The sequence below is a fragment of the Roseovarius sp. YIN77 genome (assembly GCF_057219155.1).
Genome location: NZ_JBXVVI010000002.1, coordinates 129,775 through 148,905, shown reverse-complemented (window position 1 = coordinate 148,905; position 19,131 = coordinate 129,775). Strand labels below are relative to the sequence as shown.

The 19,131-nt window shown below is 55.4% G+C and carries 20 protein-coding genes and 1 tRNA gene; 15 read left to right on the top strand and 6 right to left on the bottom strand.

Annotated elements, in window-relative coordinates; genetic code table 11:
* Positions 1–46 precede the first annotated feature (46 nt).
* Positions 47–1,480 carry an NAD(P)-dependent oxidoreductase gene (locus AC2D8P_RS04495; protein WP_484700856.1) on the bottom strand — a complete coding sequence of 478 codons (1,434 nt, stop codon included), beginning with the start codon at positions 1,478–1,480 and terminating at the stop codon, positions 47–49.
* 242 nt (positions 1,481–1,722) lie between these two features.
* Here AC2D8P_RS04495 and AC2D8P_RS04490 point away from each other — a divergent pair, with 242 nt between their 5' ends.
* Positions 1,723–2,526, top strand: coding sequence for an undecaprenyl-diphosphate phosphatase (locus AC2D8P_RS04490; RefSeq protein WP_484700855.1), 804 nt, complete (start codon positions 1,723–1,725; stop codon positions 2,524–2,526).
* Here the strand turns inward: AC2D8P_RS04490 and AC2D8P_RS04485 are convergent.
* Positions 2,517–3,506, bottom strand: a complete 990-nt coding sequence (locus tag AC2D8P_RS04485) for a complex I NDUFA9 subunit family protein (RefSeq protein WP_484700854.1) — start codon at positions 3,504–3,506, stop codon at positions 2,517–2,519. The genes AC2D8P_RS04490 and AC2D8P_RS04485 overlap by 10 nt on opposite strands.
* Positions 3,507–3,703: 197 nt before the next feature.
* On the opposite strand from AC2D8P_RS04485, the gene AC2D8P_RS04480 reads away from it, so the two are divergent.
* The 5 genes from AC2D8P_RS04480 (at position 3,704) to AC2D8P_RS04460 (ending at position 7,020) form a co-directional block, all read left to right on the top strand.
* Positions 3,704–3,790 (top strand) — tRNA-Leu (locus AC2D8P_RS04480).
* A gap of 101 nt (positions 3,791–3,891) precedes the next feature.
* A complete protein-coding gene (locus AC2D8P_RS04475) occupies positions 3,892–4,935 on the top strand; it encodes an N-acetylneuraminate synthase family protein (protein WP_484700852.1) in 1,044 nt (347 codons plus the stop codon).
* A 3-nt stretch (positions 4,936–4,938) separates the two neighbouring features.
* Positions 4,939–6,270, top strand: a complete 1,332-nt coding sequence (locus tag AC2D8P_RS04470; RefSeq protein ID WP_484700851.1) for a 3-deoxy-D-manno-octulosonic acid transferase — start codon at positions 4,939–4,941, stop codon at positions 6,268–6,270.
* A complete protein-coding gene (gene pseH, locus AC2D8P_RS04465) occupies positions 6,267–6,827 on the top strand; it encodes a UDP-4-amino-4,6-dideoxy-N-acetyl-beta-L-altrosamine N-acetyltransferase (protein WP_484700849.1) in 561 nt (186 codons plus the stop codon). The genes AC2D8P_RS04470 and pseH overlap by 4 nt, the downstream gene beginning before the upstream one ends.
* A gap of 4 nt (positions 6,828–6,831) precedes the next feature.
* A complete protein-coding gene (locus tag AC2D8P_RS04460) occupies positions 6,832–7,020 on the top strand; it encodes a hypothetical protein (protein ID WP_484700847.1) in 189 nt (62 codons plus the stop codon).
* Here AC2D8P_RS04460 and pseF read toward each other — a convergent pair whose 3' ends face one another.
* Genes pseF through pseB form a run of 3 tightly spaced genes read right to left on the bottom strand, consistent with a single transcriptional unit; the run spans position 7,021 to position 9,841 of the window.
* Positions 7,021–7,704, bottom strand: a complete 684-nt coding sequence (pseF, locus tag AC2D8P_RS04455) for a pseudaminic acid cytidylyltransferase (RefSeq protein ID WP_484700846.1) — start codon at positions 7,702–7,704, stop codon at positions 7,021–7,023. It abuts the gene before it with no gap.
* Positions 7,701–8,894: a UDP-4-amino-4,6-dideoxy-N-acetyl-beta-L-altrosamine transaminase gene (gene pseC / locus AC2D8P_RS04450; protein ID WP_484700844.1), complete on the bottom strand. Its 1,194-nt coding sequence runs from the start codon at positions 8,892–8,894 to the stop codon at positions 7,701–7,703. Before pseC ends, pseF begins: the two co-directional genes overlap by 4 nt.
* The gene (gene pseB / locus AC2D8P_RS04445) at positions 8,843–9,841 is read right to left on the bottom strand and encodes a UDP-N-acetylglucosamine 4,6-dehydratase (inverting) (RefSeq protein WP_484700842.1); all 999 of its coding nucleotides are present in this window, start codon (positions 9,839–9,841) and stop codon (positions 8,843–8,845) included. The genes pseC and pseB overlap by 52 nt, the downstream gene beginning before the upstream one ends.
* A gap of 210 nt (positions 9,842–10,051) precedes the next feature.
* Here pseB and AC2D8P_RS04440 point away from each other — a divergent pair, with 210 nt between their 5' ends.
* The 5 genes from AC2D8P_RS04440 (at position 10,052) to ptsP (ending at position 15,427) form a co-directional block, all read left to right on the top strand.
* Positions 10,052–10,522 (top strand): NUDIX hydrolase, encoded by a 471-nt coding sequence (locus tag AC2D8P_RS04440; protein ID WP_484700840.1) that lies wholly within the window; start codon positions 10,052–10,054, stop codon positions 10,520–10,522.
* Positions 10,523–10,590: 68 nt separating this feature from the next.
* On the top strand, positions 10,591–11,019 hold the full coding sequence (locus tag AC2D8P_RS04435; RefSeq protein WP_484700838.1) for a DUF1178 family protein: 429 nt from the start codon (positions 10,591–10,593) through the stop codon (positions 11,017–11,019).
* Position 11,020: 1 nt separating this feature from the next.
* The gene (locus AC2D8P_RS04430; protein ID WP_484700836.1) at positions 11,021–11,671 is read left to right on the top strand and encodes an SDR family oxidoreductase; all 651 of its coding nucleotides are present in this window, start codon (positions 11,021–11,023) and stop codon (positions 11,669–11,671) included.
* Positions 11,672–11,742: 71 nt separating this feature from the next.
* Positions 11,743–12,981, top strand: coding sequence for an aspartate kinase (locus AC2D8P_RS04425; protein ID WP_484700834.1), 1,239 nt, complete (start codon positions 11,743–11,745; stop codon positions 12,979–12,981).
* Between the two features lie 202 nt (positions 12,982–13,183).
* A complete protein-coding gene (gene ptsP, locus AC2D8P_RS04420; protein ID WP_484700832.1) occupies positions 13,184–15,427 on the top strand; it encodes a phosphoenolpyruvate--protein phosphotransferase in 2,244 nt (747 codons plus the stop codon).
* Here the strand turns inward: ptsP and AC2D8P_RS04415 are convergent.
* Positions 15,424–15,915, bottom strand: coding sequence for a GNAT family N-acetyltransferase (locus AC2D8P_RS04415; RefSeq protein WP_484700830.1), 492 nt, complete (start codon positions 15,913–15,915; stop codon positions 15,424–15,426). The genes ptsP and AC2D8P_RS04415 overlap by 4 nt on opposite strands.
* A gap of 128 nt (positions 15,916–16,043) precedes the next feature.
* On the opposite strand from AC2D8P_RS04415, the gene AC2D8P_RS04410 reads away from it, so the two are divergent.
* From AC2D8P_RS04410 to AC2D8P_RS04395, 4 genes are read left to right on the top strand one after another with little or no spacing between them, the layout of a single operon-like run.
* Entirely contained in the window at positions 16,044–16,649 is a 606-nt protein-coding gene (locus AC2D8P_RS04410; protein ID WP_484700828.1) for a flavin reductase family protein, read from the top strand.
* A gap of 30 nt (positions 16,650–16,679) precedes the next feature.
* The gene (locus tag AC2D8P_RS04405; protein WP_484701105.1) at positions 16,680–17,552 is read left to right on the top strand and encodes an S-methyl-5'-thioadenosine phosphorylase; all 873 of its coding nucleotides are present in this window, start codon (positions 16,680–16,682) and stop codon (positions 17,550–17,552) included.
* A 25-nt stretch (positions 17,553–17,577) separates the two neighbouring features.
* The gene (locus tag AC2D8P_RS04400) at positions 17,578–18,117 is read left to right on the top strand and encodes an adenine phosphoribosyltransferase (protein ID WP_484700826.1); all 540 of its coding nucleotides are present in this window, start codon (positions 17,578–17,580) and stop codon (positions 18,115–18,117) included.
* Between the two features lie 43 nt (positions 18,118–18,160).
* Positions 18,161–19,036: a TIGR01459 family HAD-type hydrolase gene (locus tag AC2D8P_RS04395; protein WP_484700824.1), complete on the top strand. Its 876-nt coding sequence runs from the start codon at positions 18,161–18,163 to the stop codon at positions 19,034–19,036.
* Positions 19,037–19,131 lie beyond the last annotated feature (95 nt).

The window sequence follows — 19,131 nt, the reverse complement described above, 5'->3', positions numbered from 1 at the left end:
ATTGTGCACCGTCGCAATACCGACAAAATACCGACGTGGCACAGCATCACTCCGCCGCCACCTGCTGGGCCCCGTTAAGTTCGGTTAAAATACTATCAGCAGCCTCGCGCCCGTCGCGGATTGCCCAGACAACCAGGCTCGCGCCCCGTACGATATCGCCAACCGCATAGACCCCCGGCAGCGCTGTTGCGTGGCTGCGGAAATCGGCCTTGATCGTGCCCCAGCGGGTCACTTCCAGCGCCTCTTCTCCCCACAATGTAGGCAGGTCTTCGGGCTCAAATCCCAGTGCCTTGATCACCAGATCGGCGTCTTCGACATAATCCGCGCCCTCGATCACCTCGGGGCTTTGGCGGCCTGTCGCATCCGGCGCACCCAACCGCATTTTCTGCACCATCACGCCTGTGACGGGATCACCGGCAAAGCCCTTTGGCGCGGAAAGCCAAACAAATTCAACGCCTTCTTCCTCTGCGTTTTGCACTTCGCGCTGTGACCCCGGCATATTGGCACGGTCGCGACGATAGAGGCATTTGACCGAGGTCGCGCCCTGCCGCACTGCGGTGCGCACACAATCCATCGCCGTGTCACCGCCGCCAATGACAATCACGCGCTTGCCCTCTGCGTTCAGTTCGCCACTGTCAAATTCCGGCACCTCATCGCCAAAGCTTTTGCGATTTGACGCGATGAGATAATCGATGGCCCGGACAATCCCTTCGGCCCCGCTGCCCGGCGCCTGCAAATCGCGGGTCTTATACACGCCGGTCGCGATCAGCGCCGCATCATGTTTGCCCCGGATCGCGTCAAAGCTGATATCCTCACCCACATTGGTGTTCAGCACAAATTCTACACCGGCAATTTCCAATTGCTCAATCCGTTGAAGAACAACAGGTTTTTCCAGTTTAAAGCCGGGAATGCCATAGGTCATCAATCCCCCGGCCCGGTCATAACGATCATAAACAGTCACCTGCAAACCAGCACGACGCAGGCGATCCGCAGCCGCCATTCCACCAGGGCCTGCACCAATGATGCCTACGCTTTCCTCTCGCTCGATGGTTGGGGTGGCGGGCTTCACCCAGCCTTCCTCCCACGCCAGATCGGTCAGGTATTTTTCCACCGCGCCGATCGTCACCGTGCCATGGCCGGATTGTTCGATCACACAGTTACCTTCGCACAGCCGATCCTGCGGGCAGATACGACCGCAGATTTCCGGAAAGGTGTTGGTGGCCTGGCTTAGTTCATACGCCTCTTGCAAGCGTCCCTCTGCCGTCAGCTTCAACCAGTCGGGAATATTGTTGTGCAACGGACAATGAGATTGGCAATACGGCACCCCACACTGGCTGCACCGGCTGGCTTGCTCTTCGGCCTTGGCATGCGCGTACTGCGCATAAATTTCATGAAAATCCTTGTTGCGTAAACTGGAGTCACGCTTTTCAGGCATGTCTCGACCAACAGAGACAAATTTCAACATCGGATTTTCGGCCATCTGGCATCTCCCACGGGGCTGGATTGCGGCAAATTCCCTTTTAAAGGTTATATGCGCGATATAAAGACAGCACTACTGACCTATAACAAGGAATATTCTCGCAGATTTCCCCAAAACTCCTTCTTGATTGATTTGAAATTAGTGTATTGGAAATTATTAGGTCCAGTATAATACCTAAATCCACGCTTCCCATTCGCCCCACCCCCGCTAGGGTGACAAAAACGAATCAAAGAGGCCGGGCTATGCCGCTGTTTCAGCTGCTCATGATTGCTGTCATTCAGGGTATAACTGAATTTCTGCCGGTCTCATCGTCTGGCCATCTGATCCTGCTGCCCAATCTGACCGGCCTGGCGGATCAGGGACAGGTGATCGATGTCGCAGTTCATGTCGGGACATTGATTGCCGTGATGCTATATTTCCATCGCGATGTCGCCTTGGCCGCCTCTGGCCTGCCAGATATTATGCGAGGGCGGAATAAAACTCCGGGCGCCAGGCTTGCCGGGCTTCTTATTCTGGCGACGATCCCGGTTGTCCTTGTGGGGCTTATCCTGAAACTCACCGGGCTGGACGACGCGCTGCGCTCTATCACGGTTATCGGCTGGGCGATGCTGGGGTTTGGGGTTCTGCTCTATTGGGCAGATCAGAAAGGCCCGCAGCAACATGAATCCCAGGATTGGCGCCTGAGCCACGCCATTGCGATGGGCCTTTGGCAGGCTGTCGCCCTGATCCCCGGCACATCGCGTTCCGGCATCACCATCACCGGGGCACGGATGTTGGGCTACACCCGTACAGATGCCGCACGTTTGGCGATGCTGATGTCAATCCCGACAATTATTGCCTCTGGCACCTTGCTAGGGGTCGAAGTGGCCGCCACAGCCAATGCACAGGCCGCACGTGACGGGGCCATTGCTGCGGGCTTTGCATTCATTGCGGCGATGCTGGCCCTGACCCTGATGATGCGGCTTTTGCGCAGCGTTAGCTTTACACCCTATGTGGTGTACCGCATCGGGTTGGGCATTATCCTATTGGTGATCGCTTATTCCTGACCGCGCAGGTTTTTGGCAGAGGCCGTGATGTCATCATACTGACCTTGCGGGCGATACCGCCACAGATATTCCGTCATAATCGCATCGGCGGAGGCTGGCTCAATCCCCATCTCGGCAAAGCCCATCGACCCCTCGGACACCACATTATCGCTCCGCAGACTGCGCAACTGATCGCGAGTCAGAACGCCATTGGTAATCAGCCCCAATGTCACAGAACTGATGGCATCGAATATCGTTGCAATGATATTGCCGACAAAGAATGGCAGCCCAATAACCAGCTTGCGGCGGTAGATGATCGCCAGAATCTGGTCGACAGCTTCTCGCAGGCTCAGCACATCGGGGCCACCCAATTCATAAATCCCGGCGGCGGCAGATCCTTCCACACCTTTCACAGCAGCATGCGCAACGTCATCCACATAGACCGGCTGAAACTTGGTTTTTGCACCAACCAAGGGCAAAAACGGCCCCAGACGGGACAGGGACGCAAAACGATTTGTGAACCCATCCTCAGTGCCAAATATCACCGAGGGGCGCAAAATCACGGCGGCTGGGAATTGACGCAAAATCGCCGCTTCACCCTTCGCCTTTGTCTGGGCGTAAACGCTGTCGCTCGCCTCATCCGCCCCGATGGCAGAGATATGCACCAGACGGGAAACGCCTTCCTCCGTCGCAATTCGGGCAATCCGCTCAGCACCCTGATGCTGAACCGACTCGAAATTATTGCGTCCAGATTTGTCAAACGTACCCACGCAGTTCACAACCGCATCCGCACCCTGCGTAACGGCCCTGACCGACGCATCATCACGGATATTGCAAAACACAGGTTCCACCTGCCCCACAGCGCCGTAAGGTTTGACATGCATCGCCTCGTTCGGGCGACGCACAGCCACGCGCACCCGCCATCCGTCTTTTGCGAGCCTACGCGCAATATATCGCCCGACAAAACCTGATCCGCCAAAAATGGTAACGAGTTTGGACATGTTGGCCTCCGCTTTTGCTAGATACCGGAATACCTGCCGAAAAGGATGCGAACAAGATACAATCCGGTCAAAGAGAGGAAATCCAACACACACAGTACCTGCGGCACGATATTGACAGCGATGAAAGTTGAAAAACGCGATCAGAATCCCCTTGACGCTCTTCAGCACTGGCATTACATCGCCCCTCACCAACCCGTGCCCAGATGGCGGAATTGGTAGACGCGCTAGCTTCAGGTGCTAGTGTCCGTATGGACGTGGAGGTTCGAGTCCTCTTCTGGGCACCAACTCACCATTCAGCCTTAATGAACAAACGCGATCTGAGCGGTGGAAAAGCCTATCCGAATGTGATTGAACGGGTATTGAGTTTATCACCCGGAGGTCTGTTATGACTTTGACCATCGAAGGCAAAAAAATAGGCCGTGACGAGAAATGCTTGCTGATCGCCGAGGTCAGTGCAAACCATGACCGGGATCTCGAACAGGCGCTTGATCTGGTTGATATTGCCGCCGATGCGGGCTGGGATTGCCTGAAACTGCAAACCTATAATGCCGACACGCTGACCATACCGTCTGACCATCCATCGATGCGCATTGATCCGGTTTGGGGCAAAGAAACCCTGTATGAGCTCTATCAATCCGCCGGGATGCCGATGGAGTTTCACGAACCGCTCTTTGCAAAGGCGCGGGAACGTGGATTGCTGCCATTTACCTCTGTCTATGATCCAAGAGATCTGGATTTTATCGAGGATCTGGGCTGTTCCATTTATAAAATTGCCAGTTTTGAGATGACTTATGATGACCTTTTGGAAGCCGTGGCAGGAACCAAAAAGCCGCTGATCCTGTCAACAGGTATGGCAACACTGGCCGAAATCGATCACGCTTTGGAAATATTGGACAAAGCAGGCTCGGGAGAGGTCGTTCTGCTGCATTGTTGTTCCAGCTACCCTGCGCCCATGGATCAGATCAATCTAAATGCCATGGCGGCGATGGGGGAACGCTATGACCGTATGGTCGGCTTTTCAGATCACACCATTGGCGCGATGGGGCCATTGACCGCAATCGCCATGGGCGCGGTTGCCATCGAAAAGCACTACACAAATGATCCAACCCGCAAAGGACCGGATCACCGGTTTTCGGCCACACCTGATGTGATGCGGGAAATCGCCCGCGGCGCCGTTGAAATTCAGGCGCTGAAGGGAAGCGCTCAAAAGCAGACGACCGAAGCTGAACAAGTGTCCAAGTCAAGCGGCCGTCGATCCGCATTTGCCTTGCATGATCTGCCAGCCGGTCATCGGATAACCGACGACGATTTTCGCTTTGTCCGTCCCGGCGCGGGTATCTCATCTTCCGACCGCGATGCCGTACGCGGGCGGGTTTTGACACACGCAGTAAAATCAGGGCATCCCATCACTTATGGCGACGTTGAGTAGCCGATGATCCAAAAACGGAAGATGTTGCGGCCCCTAAGGTTCAGGATTGCGCTGATCCTGTATCAGATCCTTTTGCATGCCGCGATTCCGTTACTATTGGCAAAAATGTTGCTTCGATCGCGAAAAGAACCGATCTACCGTCACCGTTTCCTCGACAGGCTGGGCTTGGGTGTCAAAGCACCAAGTGGCGCTGTCTGGATATATGCGGTCTCACTTGGTGAAACACGCGCGGTCAGCCCTCTGGTGGATCGTCTCTTGGATCAAGGGCACCATGTATTGATGACACATGGCTCACCCGCTGGTCTGCTTGAAAGCAAAAGGCTTTTCCAAGATGCCATTGAGAAAGGACAGCTCAGCTATGGCTACATGGCCGTTGATTTCTTTTGGGCAGTCGCCCTATTTCTGAAACGAAATCGTCCACGCGCCGGGTTGATTGTCGAGTATGAAATCTGGCCAGAAATGCTATCGCGTGCGGACAGATCAAACATTCCGATGTTTCAAGTGAATGGAAACGTCGCCGACCGATCTATCGAACGCGACCAGAATTACATCGGCCGTGTGCGATTACTTCTATATGGCGCGTTTGATAAAATTCTCACGAAATCAGAGGCATACCGGCGTAGATATTTACGCGCCGGGGCCTTGGACGACCAAATCGAACTGGTGGGTGAGCTGAAATTTGATCAGTGGATTGACCCGGTTCACTTAGAGCGCGCAAATGAAATTCGTGAAAATTGGCCCGGGCTGACGGTCATGTTTGCAAGCACGGTGGAAGCGGAAGAAGCGCAAATTCTAACGATCGTGCAATCATTGCGATCAATGACGTCACCGCCTCGGATAATCTGGGTGCCACGCAGCCCACAACGCTTTGATGAGGTCGCGAAGGTTCTTGAAAACACTGGTACGGATTTCGTTCGGCGCAACCAAAGCCTCTCCCCTGATTTGAAGGGAACGCTGCCCGATACAGGCGTAATTCTGGGCGACAGCATCGGCGAAATGAACTTCTATTATCAATTGTCCGATATCGTCTTTGTCGGCGCCAGCCTTGTTCCCCACGGGGGGCACAACATTATCGAACCTTTGGCATTGGGGCGACCCGTTGTGATGGGGCCGAGCATTCATGGTATAACCTTTCCCGCAGTTGAGGCGATAGAAAGTGGTGCGATGGAAAGCTATCCGAATTCCGAGACCCTGACCGACAGATTGCACGATTTAGTTGAGAACAAAGATAAACTGGCCAGTTTCACCAAACACGCGCAAGAGTTTAACTCCAATTACACCGGATCGGCAGAACGCAGCATGACCGTTCTTGCGCCTTATTTGGAGGCATCATGACAATCAAGCAAAGCACTATAGAACGCTCTGAATTATTGGATTTCATACCGCTTCAGGACGCATCCAAAGATGATCAGCACGCACTTCGGCTCATTCGAAACGAACCCGATATTCGCAAAAACATGTACAATGATCATATGATCAGCGTCGAAGAACACGATCAATGGCTCGCATCAATATCCTCACGCTCCAAACCATTTCTGATTTTTGATCATGGCGCATTGATTGGTTTTGTCGGGTTTAGTGAAATCGATCAATTGGCACGCAAAGCAAACTGGGCATTCTATCTTTCAGCAAATGCCCATGGCAAAGGTTACGGGTCAGCGACGGAATATTTCGCGCTACAACATGCGTTTGGCCAACTCAAACTGAACAAACTGAATTGCGAAGTCATCGCCTGGAACCGTGACGTTATCGCACTGCACAAACGATTTGGGTTTGTGGAAGAAGGCATTAGGCGATCCCACGTCTGGCGCACGAACGCGTTTCATGATGTTGTGCTTTTGGGCTTGCTGGCAGATGAATGGCGCAAACTACAACCAGACCTTAGGAAATAGTAAAATGGAAAAAACCAAGTACGATCTGATCATTGACGAGATCGAGGGCGTTCGCACCCGCAACAACAAGAACTGGATGGACATTCTGCGTCTGGCGTTTCGCCATTCACCGGATGAGGCGGCGGCGATTTTGCGTGAAATCTATAAAGAAGACAAAACGATCAGCGACCTGGCTGCAAAGCTGACTGAATAGTCATCCCAGGCCAAGCGCCTGAAACATCGCCTCAGCCCGGGACCAGTCCTCCGGCGTGTCAATGTCCTGCACACGCCACCGGGGCAGAATGATCGGGTGCGTATCCGCGCCAAATGGCGACGTGCCATCCAGCCACGCCGCAGAGCGACCCCAATAGAACTGACCAGCGTCGTGATAGGCCTCTTCCAGGTCCTGGGATCGTGTTGTGTATTGGTCGGGGTCAAACATCCGCAACCCACCGGCATCGGTAATTTTCACCGCCCGCTGGACCGGAAACGGATATGTCGTGACCGGAACAGCAAATGACCAGTGCCGGATCACTTGTGCGCCAGCCAAAATATCCTCTGCCAAAACAAACGGGGCCGTCGCATAAAGACAGCACAGATTTTCCGGCATCTCACTTTCGTCAGCCAGCCAATTCAACGCATGACGCACCACATCGACCGTGGTCGCGTGATCATCTGACAGTTCCGCAGGCCGCGTGAACGGGGCTTCGACCCCCAGTCGCAGGGCGAGCTCTGCAATTTCTGGATCATCGGTGGATACGATGATGCGGTCAAAACAGCGCGCCCTTTGCGCGGCGTCAATCGACCAGCCGATCATAGGTTTTCCGCAAAAGTCGCGAATGTTTTTGCGTGGGATGCGTTTGGACCCACCACGGGCCGGGATCAGGCAGACATTCATGTCAGTGCCCTGTCAATCTCTCTGACTACTTTGTCAAAATCTGCATCCGACAATCCGGGATAGAGCGGGATCGAAATGGCGGCGGCATAATAGGCCTCTGCATTCGGGAACATGCCCGCTGCAAACCCAAGCCTCTGGTAATAGGGCTGCATATGCACCGGGATGTAGTGGACATTCACCCCGATGCCGTTCGCACGCAGAGTTTCAAACACATCTCGACGGCGCGCGGCCTCTACCCGGATCACATAAAGGTGGAAGGCAGACAGCGTCTCTGCCTGACGACCCGGGCGTCGCAAGGGCAAATTTCCTAAGGCCGCATCATATCGGCTGGCCAATGCATTGCGTTGATCAACATATTCCGACAAGCGCCCCATCTGGGTGACACCCAGCGCGGCTTGTAGCTCTGTCATCCGGTAGTTCAGGCCCAGCTCGACCTGCTGGTAATACCACGGGCCATCACTGTCCCATTCCATCAAATCCGGGTCGCGCGTCACCCCGTGAGAGCGAAATAATTGCATCTTTTGGGCCAAAGTGGCGTCGTTTGTGGTGGCTGCACCACCTTCGGCGGTGGTCACGATCTTGACTGGATGAAAGCTGAAAACCGTGATGTCAGAATGGGCGCAATCCCCGATCGGGCGGGTTTGATACGCGCCGCCTATGGCATGGCTTGCATCCTCGACCACCTTGACGCCGTATCGGCGCGCAAGGACTGAAATCGCTGCCATATTACTGGATTGCCCGCACATATGAACCGGGATCAGAACCTTGGGAAGCGTGCCGCTGCGATCAGCAGCCTCCAGTTTCGCGGCCAATGCCGCCGGGCACATATTGAACGTGTCAGGATCAACATCGACGAAATCAACACCTGCCCCACACAGCAGTCCGACATTGGCCGAGGCCACAAAGGTTATCGGCGACGTCCAAAGCGTATCCCCCGGCCCCAGACCCAGCGCAAGGCACGCGATGTGCAGCGCAGATGTCGCAGAGTTTACCGCAACCACGTGTTTGGCACCGGTCGCGGTTTCAATCGCTGCCTCAAAAGCGGGAACCTGTGGCCCCTGTGTCAGGAAATCGGAATTCAGAACCGATACAACCGCATCGATATCCTCTTGCCTTATGTCCTGCCGACCGTATGGGATCATCGACTGACCTGTTCGACCATTTTCAAAAGCTGATCGCCAGATAGCCATTCTGTGTTGCTGCCGGAGTTGTATTCAAAGCCTTGTTCCACCGACTTGCCCTTTTCCCCAATACGGTTGCAGGAAAAATCGGATTCATGGCTGAACTGAATCGTTGGCTGGATGACAAAATGATCGTCAAACTCCAGCGTCAGGTGGCTGTCATCGGCGGGGCACATGACTTCGTGCAGTTTTTCACCGGGGCGGATGCCGATGATCTTGTGCGGCAGGCCAGGGGCGATCGCCTCGGCCAGATCCGTGACTTTCATCGACGGGATCTTGGGGATGAAAATCTCTCCTCCATGCATCCGCGTGAAATTCTTCAACACAAAATCGACGCCATCTTCCAGCGTGATGAAAAACCGGGTCATATCGGCATGTGTGATCGGCAGCTCCGTGGCCCCATCGGCGATCAGTTTTTGGAAAAACGGCACAACAGACCCACGCGATCCGACCACATTGCCATAACGCACCACCGAAAACCGGGTTGGGCGACTGCCGACCATATTATTGGCAGCCACGAACAGCTTATCAGAGGCCAGCTTCGTTGCACCATACAGGTTGACTGGGTTGGCCGCCTTGTCTGTGGACAGCGCAATCACCTTTTGCACCCCCGCCGCCAACGAGGCCTGAATGACATTTTGCGCCCCATGAATATTGGTGCGAATACATTCCATCGGGTTGTATTCGGCGGCTGGCACCTGCTTCAGCGCTGCCGCATGGATCACATAATCCACGTCATCCATCGCCTCTTTCAGGCGCGCCTCATCGCGAACGTCACCGATGAAATACCGCATCTGGGGCCCATCAAAAACCTGCGACATTTCAAACTGCTTCAGTTCGTCCCGTGAATAGATGATCAGCTTGCGGGGTGAAAACCGTGCCAGAATGCGTTCTACATATTTTTTACCGAACGACCCGGTGCCACCTGTAATCAGAATATTTTTATCGTTGAACATGTCCCACCTTTGATGCGCGGATGCCTTTTCATCATGCCTAGCGTCTGATGACGCGAAGTTCCATGCCAAAGTCACATAATTGACTCACGCGCGAACAGTTGCCAAGCGGCGATCTTGCAATCCGGCTCACCTTTGCTACCTTAGAAAAAACATAAACTTATGGCAGGACGACCCCGCCCGAGCACAAGCGCGAATGGTGACGGCGTGACAATGGCAAGACTAAAGCAACAGCCAATTCGGCTGGGAAACATGGAAAAACGCGATGTCAGCACTCAGTTCGGGGCGCTGTGTTACCGTGTTCGCAATGACAAGCTGCAAATTCTGTTGGTCACCAGCCGCGGCACAGGCCGTTGGATCATCCCCAAAGGCTGGCCAATGGATGAAACCACCCCGTCAGAGGCTGCTTTGCAAGAAGCCTGGGAAGAGGCCGGTGTTCAGGGCAAGGTTGCCCCAGTGTGTTTGGGAATTTATTCCTACCAGAAAAATATGGGGGATCAGGATGATTTGCCCTGTGTGGTCGCCACGTTCCCGGTCAAGGTCAAAAAACTTGCGCGCAGTTATCCAGAGGCCGCAGATCGCAATCGCAAGTGGTTCAGTCCCAAGAAGGCCGCCAGCCTTGTGGCAGAGCCTGAATTGGCCTCTATCATCAAACAGTTTGAGCCGAGCAAACTGCCCGGATAGCATCGAATTCTGTTTGATTTCATCTTCGCGATGATTATGTATCGTGCATCATCTGAAAGGATTGCTTGATGATCCGCTACGATCTGAAATGCACAAACGACCACAGCTTTGAAAGCTGGTTTCAGTCGGCAGAAGCTTTTGACAAGCTCAAAGCCGCCGGAATGGTCACATGTGCCCAGTGCGGATCAGCTGATGTCGGTAAAAGCCTGATGGCACCTAGTGTCACACCGTCGCGCAACAAAGCCAAGACGGCCACGGATTTGCGCCCGATCGCAGATAGCAAAGAGGCGATGATCGCACAGATGAAGGCGGAGATAGAGGCAAAATCGGAATATGTTGGCATGAATTTCGCCACAGAAGCCCGCGCCATCCACACCGGTGACGCACCCGAACGTCCGATTTACGGCGAGGCGAAGCCTGAAGAGGCGAAATCCCTGATCGAGGATGGCGTACCCGTCGCCCCCCTGCCCTTTACCCCGACCCGAAAGACAAACTGATATGACTGTCCTGATTACCGGCGCCAATCGCGGCATCGGCCGCGCCATGCGGGATGTTTATGCTGCACGCGGAGAGCAAGTTATTGGAACCCATCGCAGCGCGCCTTCTGAGGACTGGATGCAGCTGGATGTGACCGATCCAGCCTCTCATCGCAATTTGGCTGAGTCACTGAGCGGCCAACCGATTGACCTGCTGATTTGCAACGCTGGCGTCTATCTGGACAAGGGCGATGCCATCGGCCGTGGGTATGAAGCCGAAAAATGGGCCCAAACCTTTGCCGCCAATGTCACAGGCGTTTTTCTGACGATAGAGGCCCTGCTGCCCAATCTGCGCGCCGCACAGAGTGCAAAAATCGCGATTATCTCCAGCACCATGGCCAGCGATACCCGTGCACCCGGCGGGGCCTATATCTATCGCGCCTCCAAGGCCGCGGCATTGAACCTGGGCCGCAACCTGGCAACAGACCTGAAGCCCGAAGGAATCGCTGTCGGGATCTACCATCCCGGCTGGGTCATTACCGACATGGGTGGAGATGAGGCCGATATCACGGTCGAGGAGTCCGTGTCCGGCCTGATCGCGCGGTTTGATGCGCTGTCCATCGACACAACGGGCAGTTTTCTCAACTGGGACGGTCGGCCACACCCCTATTGACCTTGCCCCCGACGGGCTTTGGCCCTATCAGATGCGCGGATTAGTCAGGCGCCGGGCAAGAAGGATAGGTCATGCCGCTCTTGGTAATGAAATTCGGGGGAACCTCTGTCGGGTCGCTGGACCGCATTCGGCGTGCGGCAAAGCGTATCGGGGTTGAGGTCGCCAAAGGATATGACGTTATCGTCATCGTCTCTGCCATGTCGGGCGAAACCAACAAACTGGTTGGCTTGGTCTCTGAAACATCGCCGTTATTTGACGCCCGTGAATACGATGCCGTGGTCAGTTCCGGCGAAAATGTCACCGCTGGCCTGATGGCACTGACCCTGCAGGAAATGGATATCCCGGCCCGCAGCTGGCAAGGCTGGCAAGTGCCGCTGATCACCACATCAGCGCATTCGTCCGCGCGGATCGAAGAAATCCCCACCGACAATATCAACGCCAAGTTTGGCGAGGGGATGAAAGTTGCCGTCGTTGCCGGTTTTCAGGGCATTAGCCCAGAGGGCCGCATCACGACGCTTGGGCGCGGCGGGTCTGATACAACCGCTGTTGCCTTCGCCGCTGCATTCGGTGCTGAACGCTGCGATATCTACACCGATGTCGATGGCGTTTACACCACCGACCCGCGCATCTGTTCCAAGGCCCGCAAACTGGACCGGATCGCGTTCGAGGAAATGCTGGAACTGGCCAGCCTTGGCGCCAAGGTTCTGCAAACCCGTTCGGTCGAACTGGCCATGCGCTACAAGGTCAAGCTGCGGGTACTTTCAAGTTTTGAGGAACAATCCGACGAGGCAGGCACCTTGGTCTGCGATGAGGAGGAAATCATGGAATCCAATGTCGTTTCAGGCGTCGCCTATTCCCGCGACGAAGCACAGATGACACTCGTATCAGTTGCTGACCGACCAGGCATCGCGGCGGCAATCTTCACTCCGCTGTCTGAGGCTGGGGTCAATGTGGATATGATCGTGCAAAACATCTCTGAAGAGGGGCGCACGGACATGACGTTTTCCCTGCCCACGGATCAGGTGAAACGCGCCGAACGGGCAATGCAGGCCGCCAAAGAAGAGGGTGAGATCAACTACCACGATCTGATTGCCGACACCAATGTGGCCAAAGTCTCTGTCGTTGGCATCGGCATGCGCAGCCATACCGGCGTTGCCGCCCAGATGTTCGAGGCCCTGCATGCAGAAGGCATCAACATCAAGGTCATCACCACGTCGGAAATCAAAATCTCCGTTCTGATAGACCGCAAATATATGGAGCTTGCCGTTCAGGCCCTGCACGATACATTTGGGCTCGACAAAGCGGCGTAACCACCAGATTTTAAGTCTGAAAACAAGGGGCGGCCTGTCTGGCCGCCTTTTTTGTTGCCCCAAGATTAGGCAATGCGCTGTGAATTGACCATTGCCCGACAAAGCTGCGCAAACAACCGCGCGCCATCTGCACAAACAGGTTTTTATCTATTCTGCGATGTGTTCTAAGATGAGAGTCAACTGGGAGAGCATCGAACGCCAAATGGTTGAACAAACGGAAAGTGAGAGCCGCAAGCTCCTCGGACGATTGCGTGAAACCCTTGCCGCAGAAAGCGAGGGCCAAGAACGGCTTGACCGCATTACTCATCTGATCGCGGATTCGATGCAGACCGAAGTATGCTCAATTTATTTGTTTCGAGACGATGAAACCCTGGAACTTTGCGCGACCCAGGGCCTGAATCCTGATTCCGTTCACCAAACACGCCTACGCCTTGGCGAAGGGCTCGTTGGCCGCGTCGCCCAATCATCGCAACCCATCAACACCGCGGATGCGCCCTCGACCAAAGGGTTTCGCTACATGCCCGAAACCGGCGAGGAAGTGTTTTCCTCCTTCCTCGGCGTGCCGGTGCAGCGTTTGGGGGAACGGCTGGGAGTTCTGGTCGTGCAATCCAAAGAGGCCCGCGAATTTTCCGGCGATGAGATTTACGCACTAGAAGTCGTGGCCATGGTGCTCGCAGAAATGACCGAACTGGGTGCCTTTATCGGCGAAGGCGCGGCCCTGTCGGCCCTGCACCAGCAACCGGTGATGTTGCGCGGCGGTGTCGCGCAGGAAGGCGTGGCCGAGGGGCATGTCTATCTGCACGAACCACGCGTGATCGTGACGCGCCCAATTGCCGAGGACCCGCATGCAGAACTTATCCGGCTGCAAGAGGCGGTCGATAGTCTGCGTGTCTCTGTTGACGAGATGCTTGATGCGCAACGGGGCGGCGACAAGGAACAGCTTCAGGTTTTGGAAGCTTATCGGATGTTTGCCAATTCCAAAGGCTGGATGCGCCGGATGGAAGAGGATATCGCCCGGGGCCTGTCAGCCGAGGCAGCGGTTGAAAAGGAACAATCCTCGGCCCGGGCGCGGCTTGGCCAGGTGCCCGATCCTTATCTGCGCGACCGGCTGCATGATCTGGACGACCTGTCCAACCGCTTGCTGCGCATCCTGACAGGGCAAGGCAAGGATACCGGGGCAGAAATGCCCGATGACGCAATTCTGGTTGCGCGCAATATCGGCCCGGCGGAACTTTTGGATTATGGCCGCAATCTGAAAGGCATCGTGCTGGAGGAGGGCTCTGTCGGGTCCCACGCCACGATTATTGCCCGCGCCTTGGCCATCCCGCTTGTCGTTCACGTAGAGCGGATCACCAATGAGGCCTTGAATGGCGATCACATCATGGTGGATGGCGAACAAGGTGTCGTTCACCTGCGCCCCGATGAAACGGTTGTGGGGGCATTTCGCGACAAAATCGCCATGCAGGCCGAGGCTCAGCAGCGATACAGTTCCATCCGTGAAAAACCCGCCGAAACATTGTCCGGAGAGGTCATCACGCTGACCATGAATGCGGGCCTGATGGCTGATCTCCCCTCCTTGGTCAGCTCTGGGGCCGAAGGTGTCGGCCTGTTTCGCACGGAATTGCAGTTCCTGATCCGCAACAGCGTTCCAAAACGCGGCGAACTGGCTGCGCTTTATTCCCGGGTCATGGATGCCGCTGGCGACAAGCGTGTGGTGTTTCGAACGCTCGATATCGGTTCTGACAAAGTGCTTCCTTTCATGAACTCGCAGGACGAACCCAACCCCGCGATGGGATGGCGCGCCATTCGGGTCGGGCTTGATAAACCGGGCGTCATGCGTATGCAGGCGCAGGCTTTCCTGCGTGCCGCAAATGGGCGACCTCTGTCGATCATGTTCCCAATGGTCGCCCAGTTTGAGGAATTCAAACAGGCACGGGATTTGATTTTGCGTGAGGTTGAGCGGGAAGAGCGCCTAGGCCACACACTCCCCACCGACCTGAAGATTGGCGCAATGCTGGAAACACCGTCGCTGGCCTTCGCCCCGCGTCAATTCTTTGAATTGGCCGATTTCATTTCAATCGGGGGCAACGACCTGAAACAGTTCTTTTTTGCCGCCGACCGGGAAAATGAACTGGTGCGCCAGCGCTATGACACCTTGAATGTCAGTTTTCTAGGGCTGATCGAACATATAACCAATCGCTGTAATGAGGTCGGAACGCCCATTTCTTTTTGCGGAGAGGATGCCGGCCGCCCAATAGAGGCTCTGTGTTTTGCCGCCGTTGGGCTGCGAGCGCTCTCAATGCGCCCGGCATCGATCGGCCCGGTCAAAAGCTTGCTACGCCGCAGTAATTTGACAGAAGTGCGTGACGTTATCGATGACGCTCGCAATTCGGGCCAGCAATCCGTCCGCCCTGCCGTGATGGACTGGCTGCGCGGAAACGCCTAGCGCGCCTCCTCCTTTTCAACCGAACCTGCTACGCCGTCCCAGGCGCCAGGGGTAAGTTCGATCCCAAGCACACGGTCCGGGTTGGTTGGCGGTGGCATTTCGACATTTTCCAGCTTTTCAAAGCCAAAGCGGCTGTAATACGGGGCATCCCCCACCAGCATGACACGCTCCCACCCCAGATTTCCGGCTCGACGCAGGCTTTCAAGCATCAGATATCCACCCAACCCTTCACCCTGCCGTGTCGGATGGGTTGCAATCGGGCCAAGCAACAAAACCCGCCGCCCATTAACACGGATTGGCCAATACCGAATTGCGGCGGCCAATATCCCCTGTTCATCCCGCGCAACCAGGGACAATTCAGGAACCGGCGGCACGCCATCTCTTAGACGGTAAGACGAAAGTGCCTCGCGCCCCGGGGCAAAGCACAGGTCATACAGCGCCTCGACTTCCCACCAGTCTTCTGTGGTTTCCAGATTGAGAGTGATCACTCTGACATGTCCCTCATACGTGTCGAATGCACAACGCTGCCCTTAACTGCTCAACGAAAACAGGATTTTCCTTTCCGTCGAAATGCTCTAGCACGGGCTGAACGTCTCGGCAACGCAAGGGGATACCGATGTTTTACCAACCGGAAAACGGTCACGGGCTCCCTCATAATCCCTTCAATGCAATCGTCACGCCGCGTCCGATCGGCTGGATTTCCACGCGGGATGGGCAATCACGCGACAACCTCGCGCCCTATTCGTTTTTCAATGCAGTAGCCTATGACCCACCGCAGGTGATGTTTGCCTCGACCTCGTCCAAGCCAGATCGCGGGGACACCAAAGACAGCGTTGCCAATATCCGTGACACCGGTGTTTTCTGCGTCAACATCGTCGAATATGCGGCGCGGGATGTCATGAATACCAGTTCCGGCGCACACCCCGCCGATGGTGACGAGTTTCAATTCGCAGAAATTGAAAAGGCAGAATCCCACACCATCAACTGCCCACGCGTCGCCGACGCACCGGCCAATCTGGAATGCAAACTCACCCAGATTGTCCAACTGCCCGGCGCCAGTAACTTTCTTGTCTTGGGAGAGGTCACAGGGGTGCATATCCGCGATAACTGCATCCGGGACGGTCTGATTGACGTGACAACCTTTCAACCGCTCGCTCGATTGGGATACCGGGATTATGCCCGGGTGACAGAAGTCTTTGCACTCAAAAGGCCGGGCGAATAGGGTCATTCTGTAAACCAAAACGAGGGCGGGATCGTGACAACTTTCATCGGCGTGATTGGCGGGTCTGGCCTGTATGAGATCGAGGGGCTTGAAGGGGCGGAATGGACCCAGGTGAACAGCCCCTGGGGCAGCCCATCTGATGCAATTCTAACCGGGCGACTATCAGGCATCCCGATCGCATTTTTACCGCGTCACGGGCGCGGGCATGTCTATTCCCCCTCCACCGTTCCCTACCGGGCCAATATCGACGCGCTGAAACGGCTGGGGGTGACGGATGTCATCTCTATGTCAGCCTGCGGATCCTTTCGCGAGGATATGGCACCCGGGGATTTCGTCATTATCGATCAGTTCATCGACCGGACCTTTGCCCGGGAAAAAAGCTTCTTTGGCACCGGATGCGTTGCCCATGTCTCTGTCGCCCATCCGACCTGCGCGCGGCTGGGACAGATCATGGCAGACGCCGCCAAAGGTGCCGGCGTGAACGTGCATCAGGGCAGCACTTATCTGGCGATGGAGGGGCCACAGTTTTCATCCGTGGCCGAATCCAAAATGTACCGCGAAAGCTGGGGCTGTGACATCATCGGCATGACCAATATGCCAGAGGCGAAATTGGCCCGCGAGGCAGAGCTGTGCTATGCCTCCGTCGCCATGGTGACCGATTATGACAGCTGGCACCCGGACCATGGCACAGTCGACATAACCGATATCATCGCGACATTGACAGGCAATGCCGACAAGGCCCGCGCAACGATTACGGGCCTGCCAATGCGGCTGGATGCGACCCGATCCCCCTGCCCCTGTGGTTGCGACCGCGCGCTGGATTTTGCCATCCTGACCGCACCTGATAAACGCGATCCCGCGGTGTTGGCAAAACTGGACGCCGTGGCCGGGCGCGTGCTTTAACCCCTCCCACACAGTGATTGATGACATGAACCAACGAAAAGACGTCAAAGACTACATCCGCACCATCGTCGATTTCCCGCATGAGGGAATCCTGTTTCGCGATGTCACGACGCTGTTTGCCAGCCCCCGCGGGTTTCGCATGGCGGTGGACCAGATGCTGCATCCCTATGCCGGTGAACAGATCGACAAGGTCGTGGGGCTGGAAGCACGCGGTTTCATTTTGGGCGGGGCGATTGCCCATCAGTTGACGCTGGGCTTTGTGCCGATCCGCAAGAAGGGCAAATTGCCGGGCACCACGATCAGCCAGGAATATCAGTTGGAATATGGCGAGGCGATTGTGGAGCTTCACGATGATGCCATCCAGCCCGGTGAAAAGGTGTTATTGGTCGACGACCTCTTGGCCACCGGCGGAACGGCTGAGGCCGGGATCAAACTGATCGAACGGCTTGGCGGTGAAATTGTCGGTTGTTCATTCATCATTGACCTGCCAGATCTGGGCGGACGCAAAAAGCTAGAGGCGATGGGCATGGATGTGCATGTTCTTTGCGAATTTGAAGGGCTGTAAAGGTCCACATACCAACCCTGCCCCAAATGACTGCGAAGGTCCTATGACACAGATAATCAATTCCCTCAGCGAAATTTCCGATCGTTACCGCGCCCTGTTCGTCGATCTGTGGGGGTGTGTTCACAACGGGTTGGTGCCCTTCCCGGACGCGGTGAAGGCGCTTCAGGATTATCGCGAAAGGGGCGGCGTTGTGGTTCTGGTCACCAATTCCCCTAAACCCCGCGATCCCGTCAAGACACAGTTGGAAAAGATCGGCGTTGCCCCCGACAGCTGGGATACGATCGCAACCTCTGGCGACAGTGCCCGGTCGGCGTTGTTTCGTGGTGTTGTCGGGCAAAAGATCTATTTCATCGGTGATGAAATCAACGATGCCGGGTTCTTTGAACCACTGCGGCTTTTGGAACACCCGATCAACATCCAAAAGGTCCCACTGGCAGAGGCCGAAGGCATCGTATGCACCGGCCCCTTTGACGCCCATGCCGACCCGTCCGTCAATCGTGCGGATTTTCTTTATGCCAAAACCAAGGGGTTAAAACTCCTTTGCGCCAACCCGGATATTGTCGTGGATCGCGGTGAACACCGGGAATGGTGTGCAGGGGCATTAGCCAGGCTTTACGCGGAAATGGGCGGGGAAAGCCTCTATTTCGGAAAACCTCATCCCCCGATCTATGATCTGGCCCGACGCCGCTTGGCCTCACTCGGCCATGATATTCGCGATAGCGAAATTCTGGCGATCGGCGATGGCATCGGCACCGACATCAAAGGGGCCGTGGGCGAAGATATCGATTCTCTTTTCCTGTCTGGTGGTCTTGCAGCAATTGAGACAGGAACCCAACATCAACCCGACGAAGAACTCTTAACCACCTTTTTACAAAGGGAAAATATATCGCCAACCTACACGATGGGCTTCCTGAGATAGGCGTGGATTTTTCTTGACTTTCTGCACCTGCAAAGTAATTATATTGCGAAACTACCCCGATGTGGGTGTGATAATTACTTTTGAAACGCCGGAGA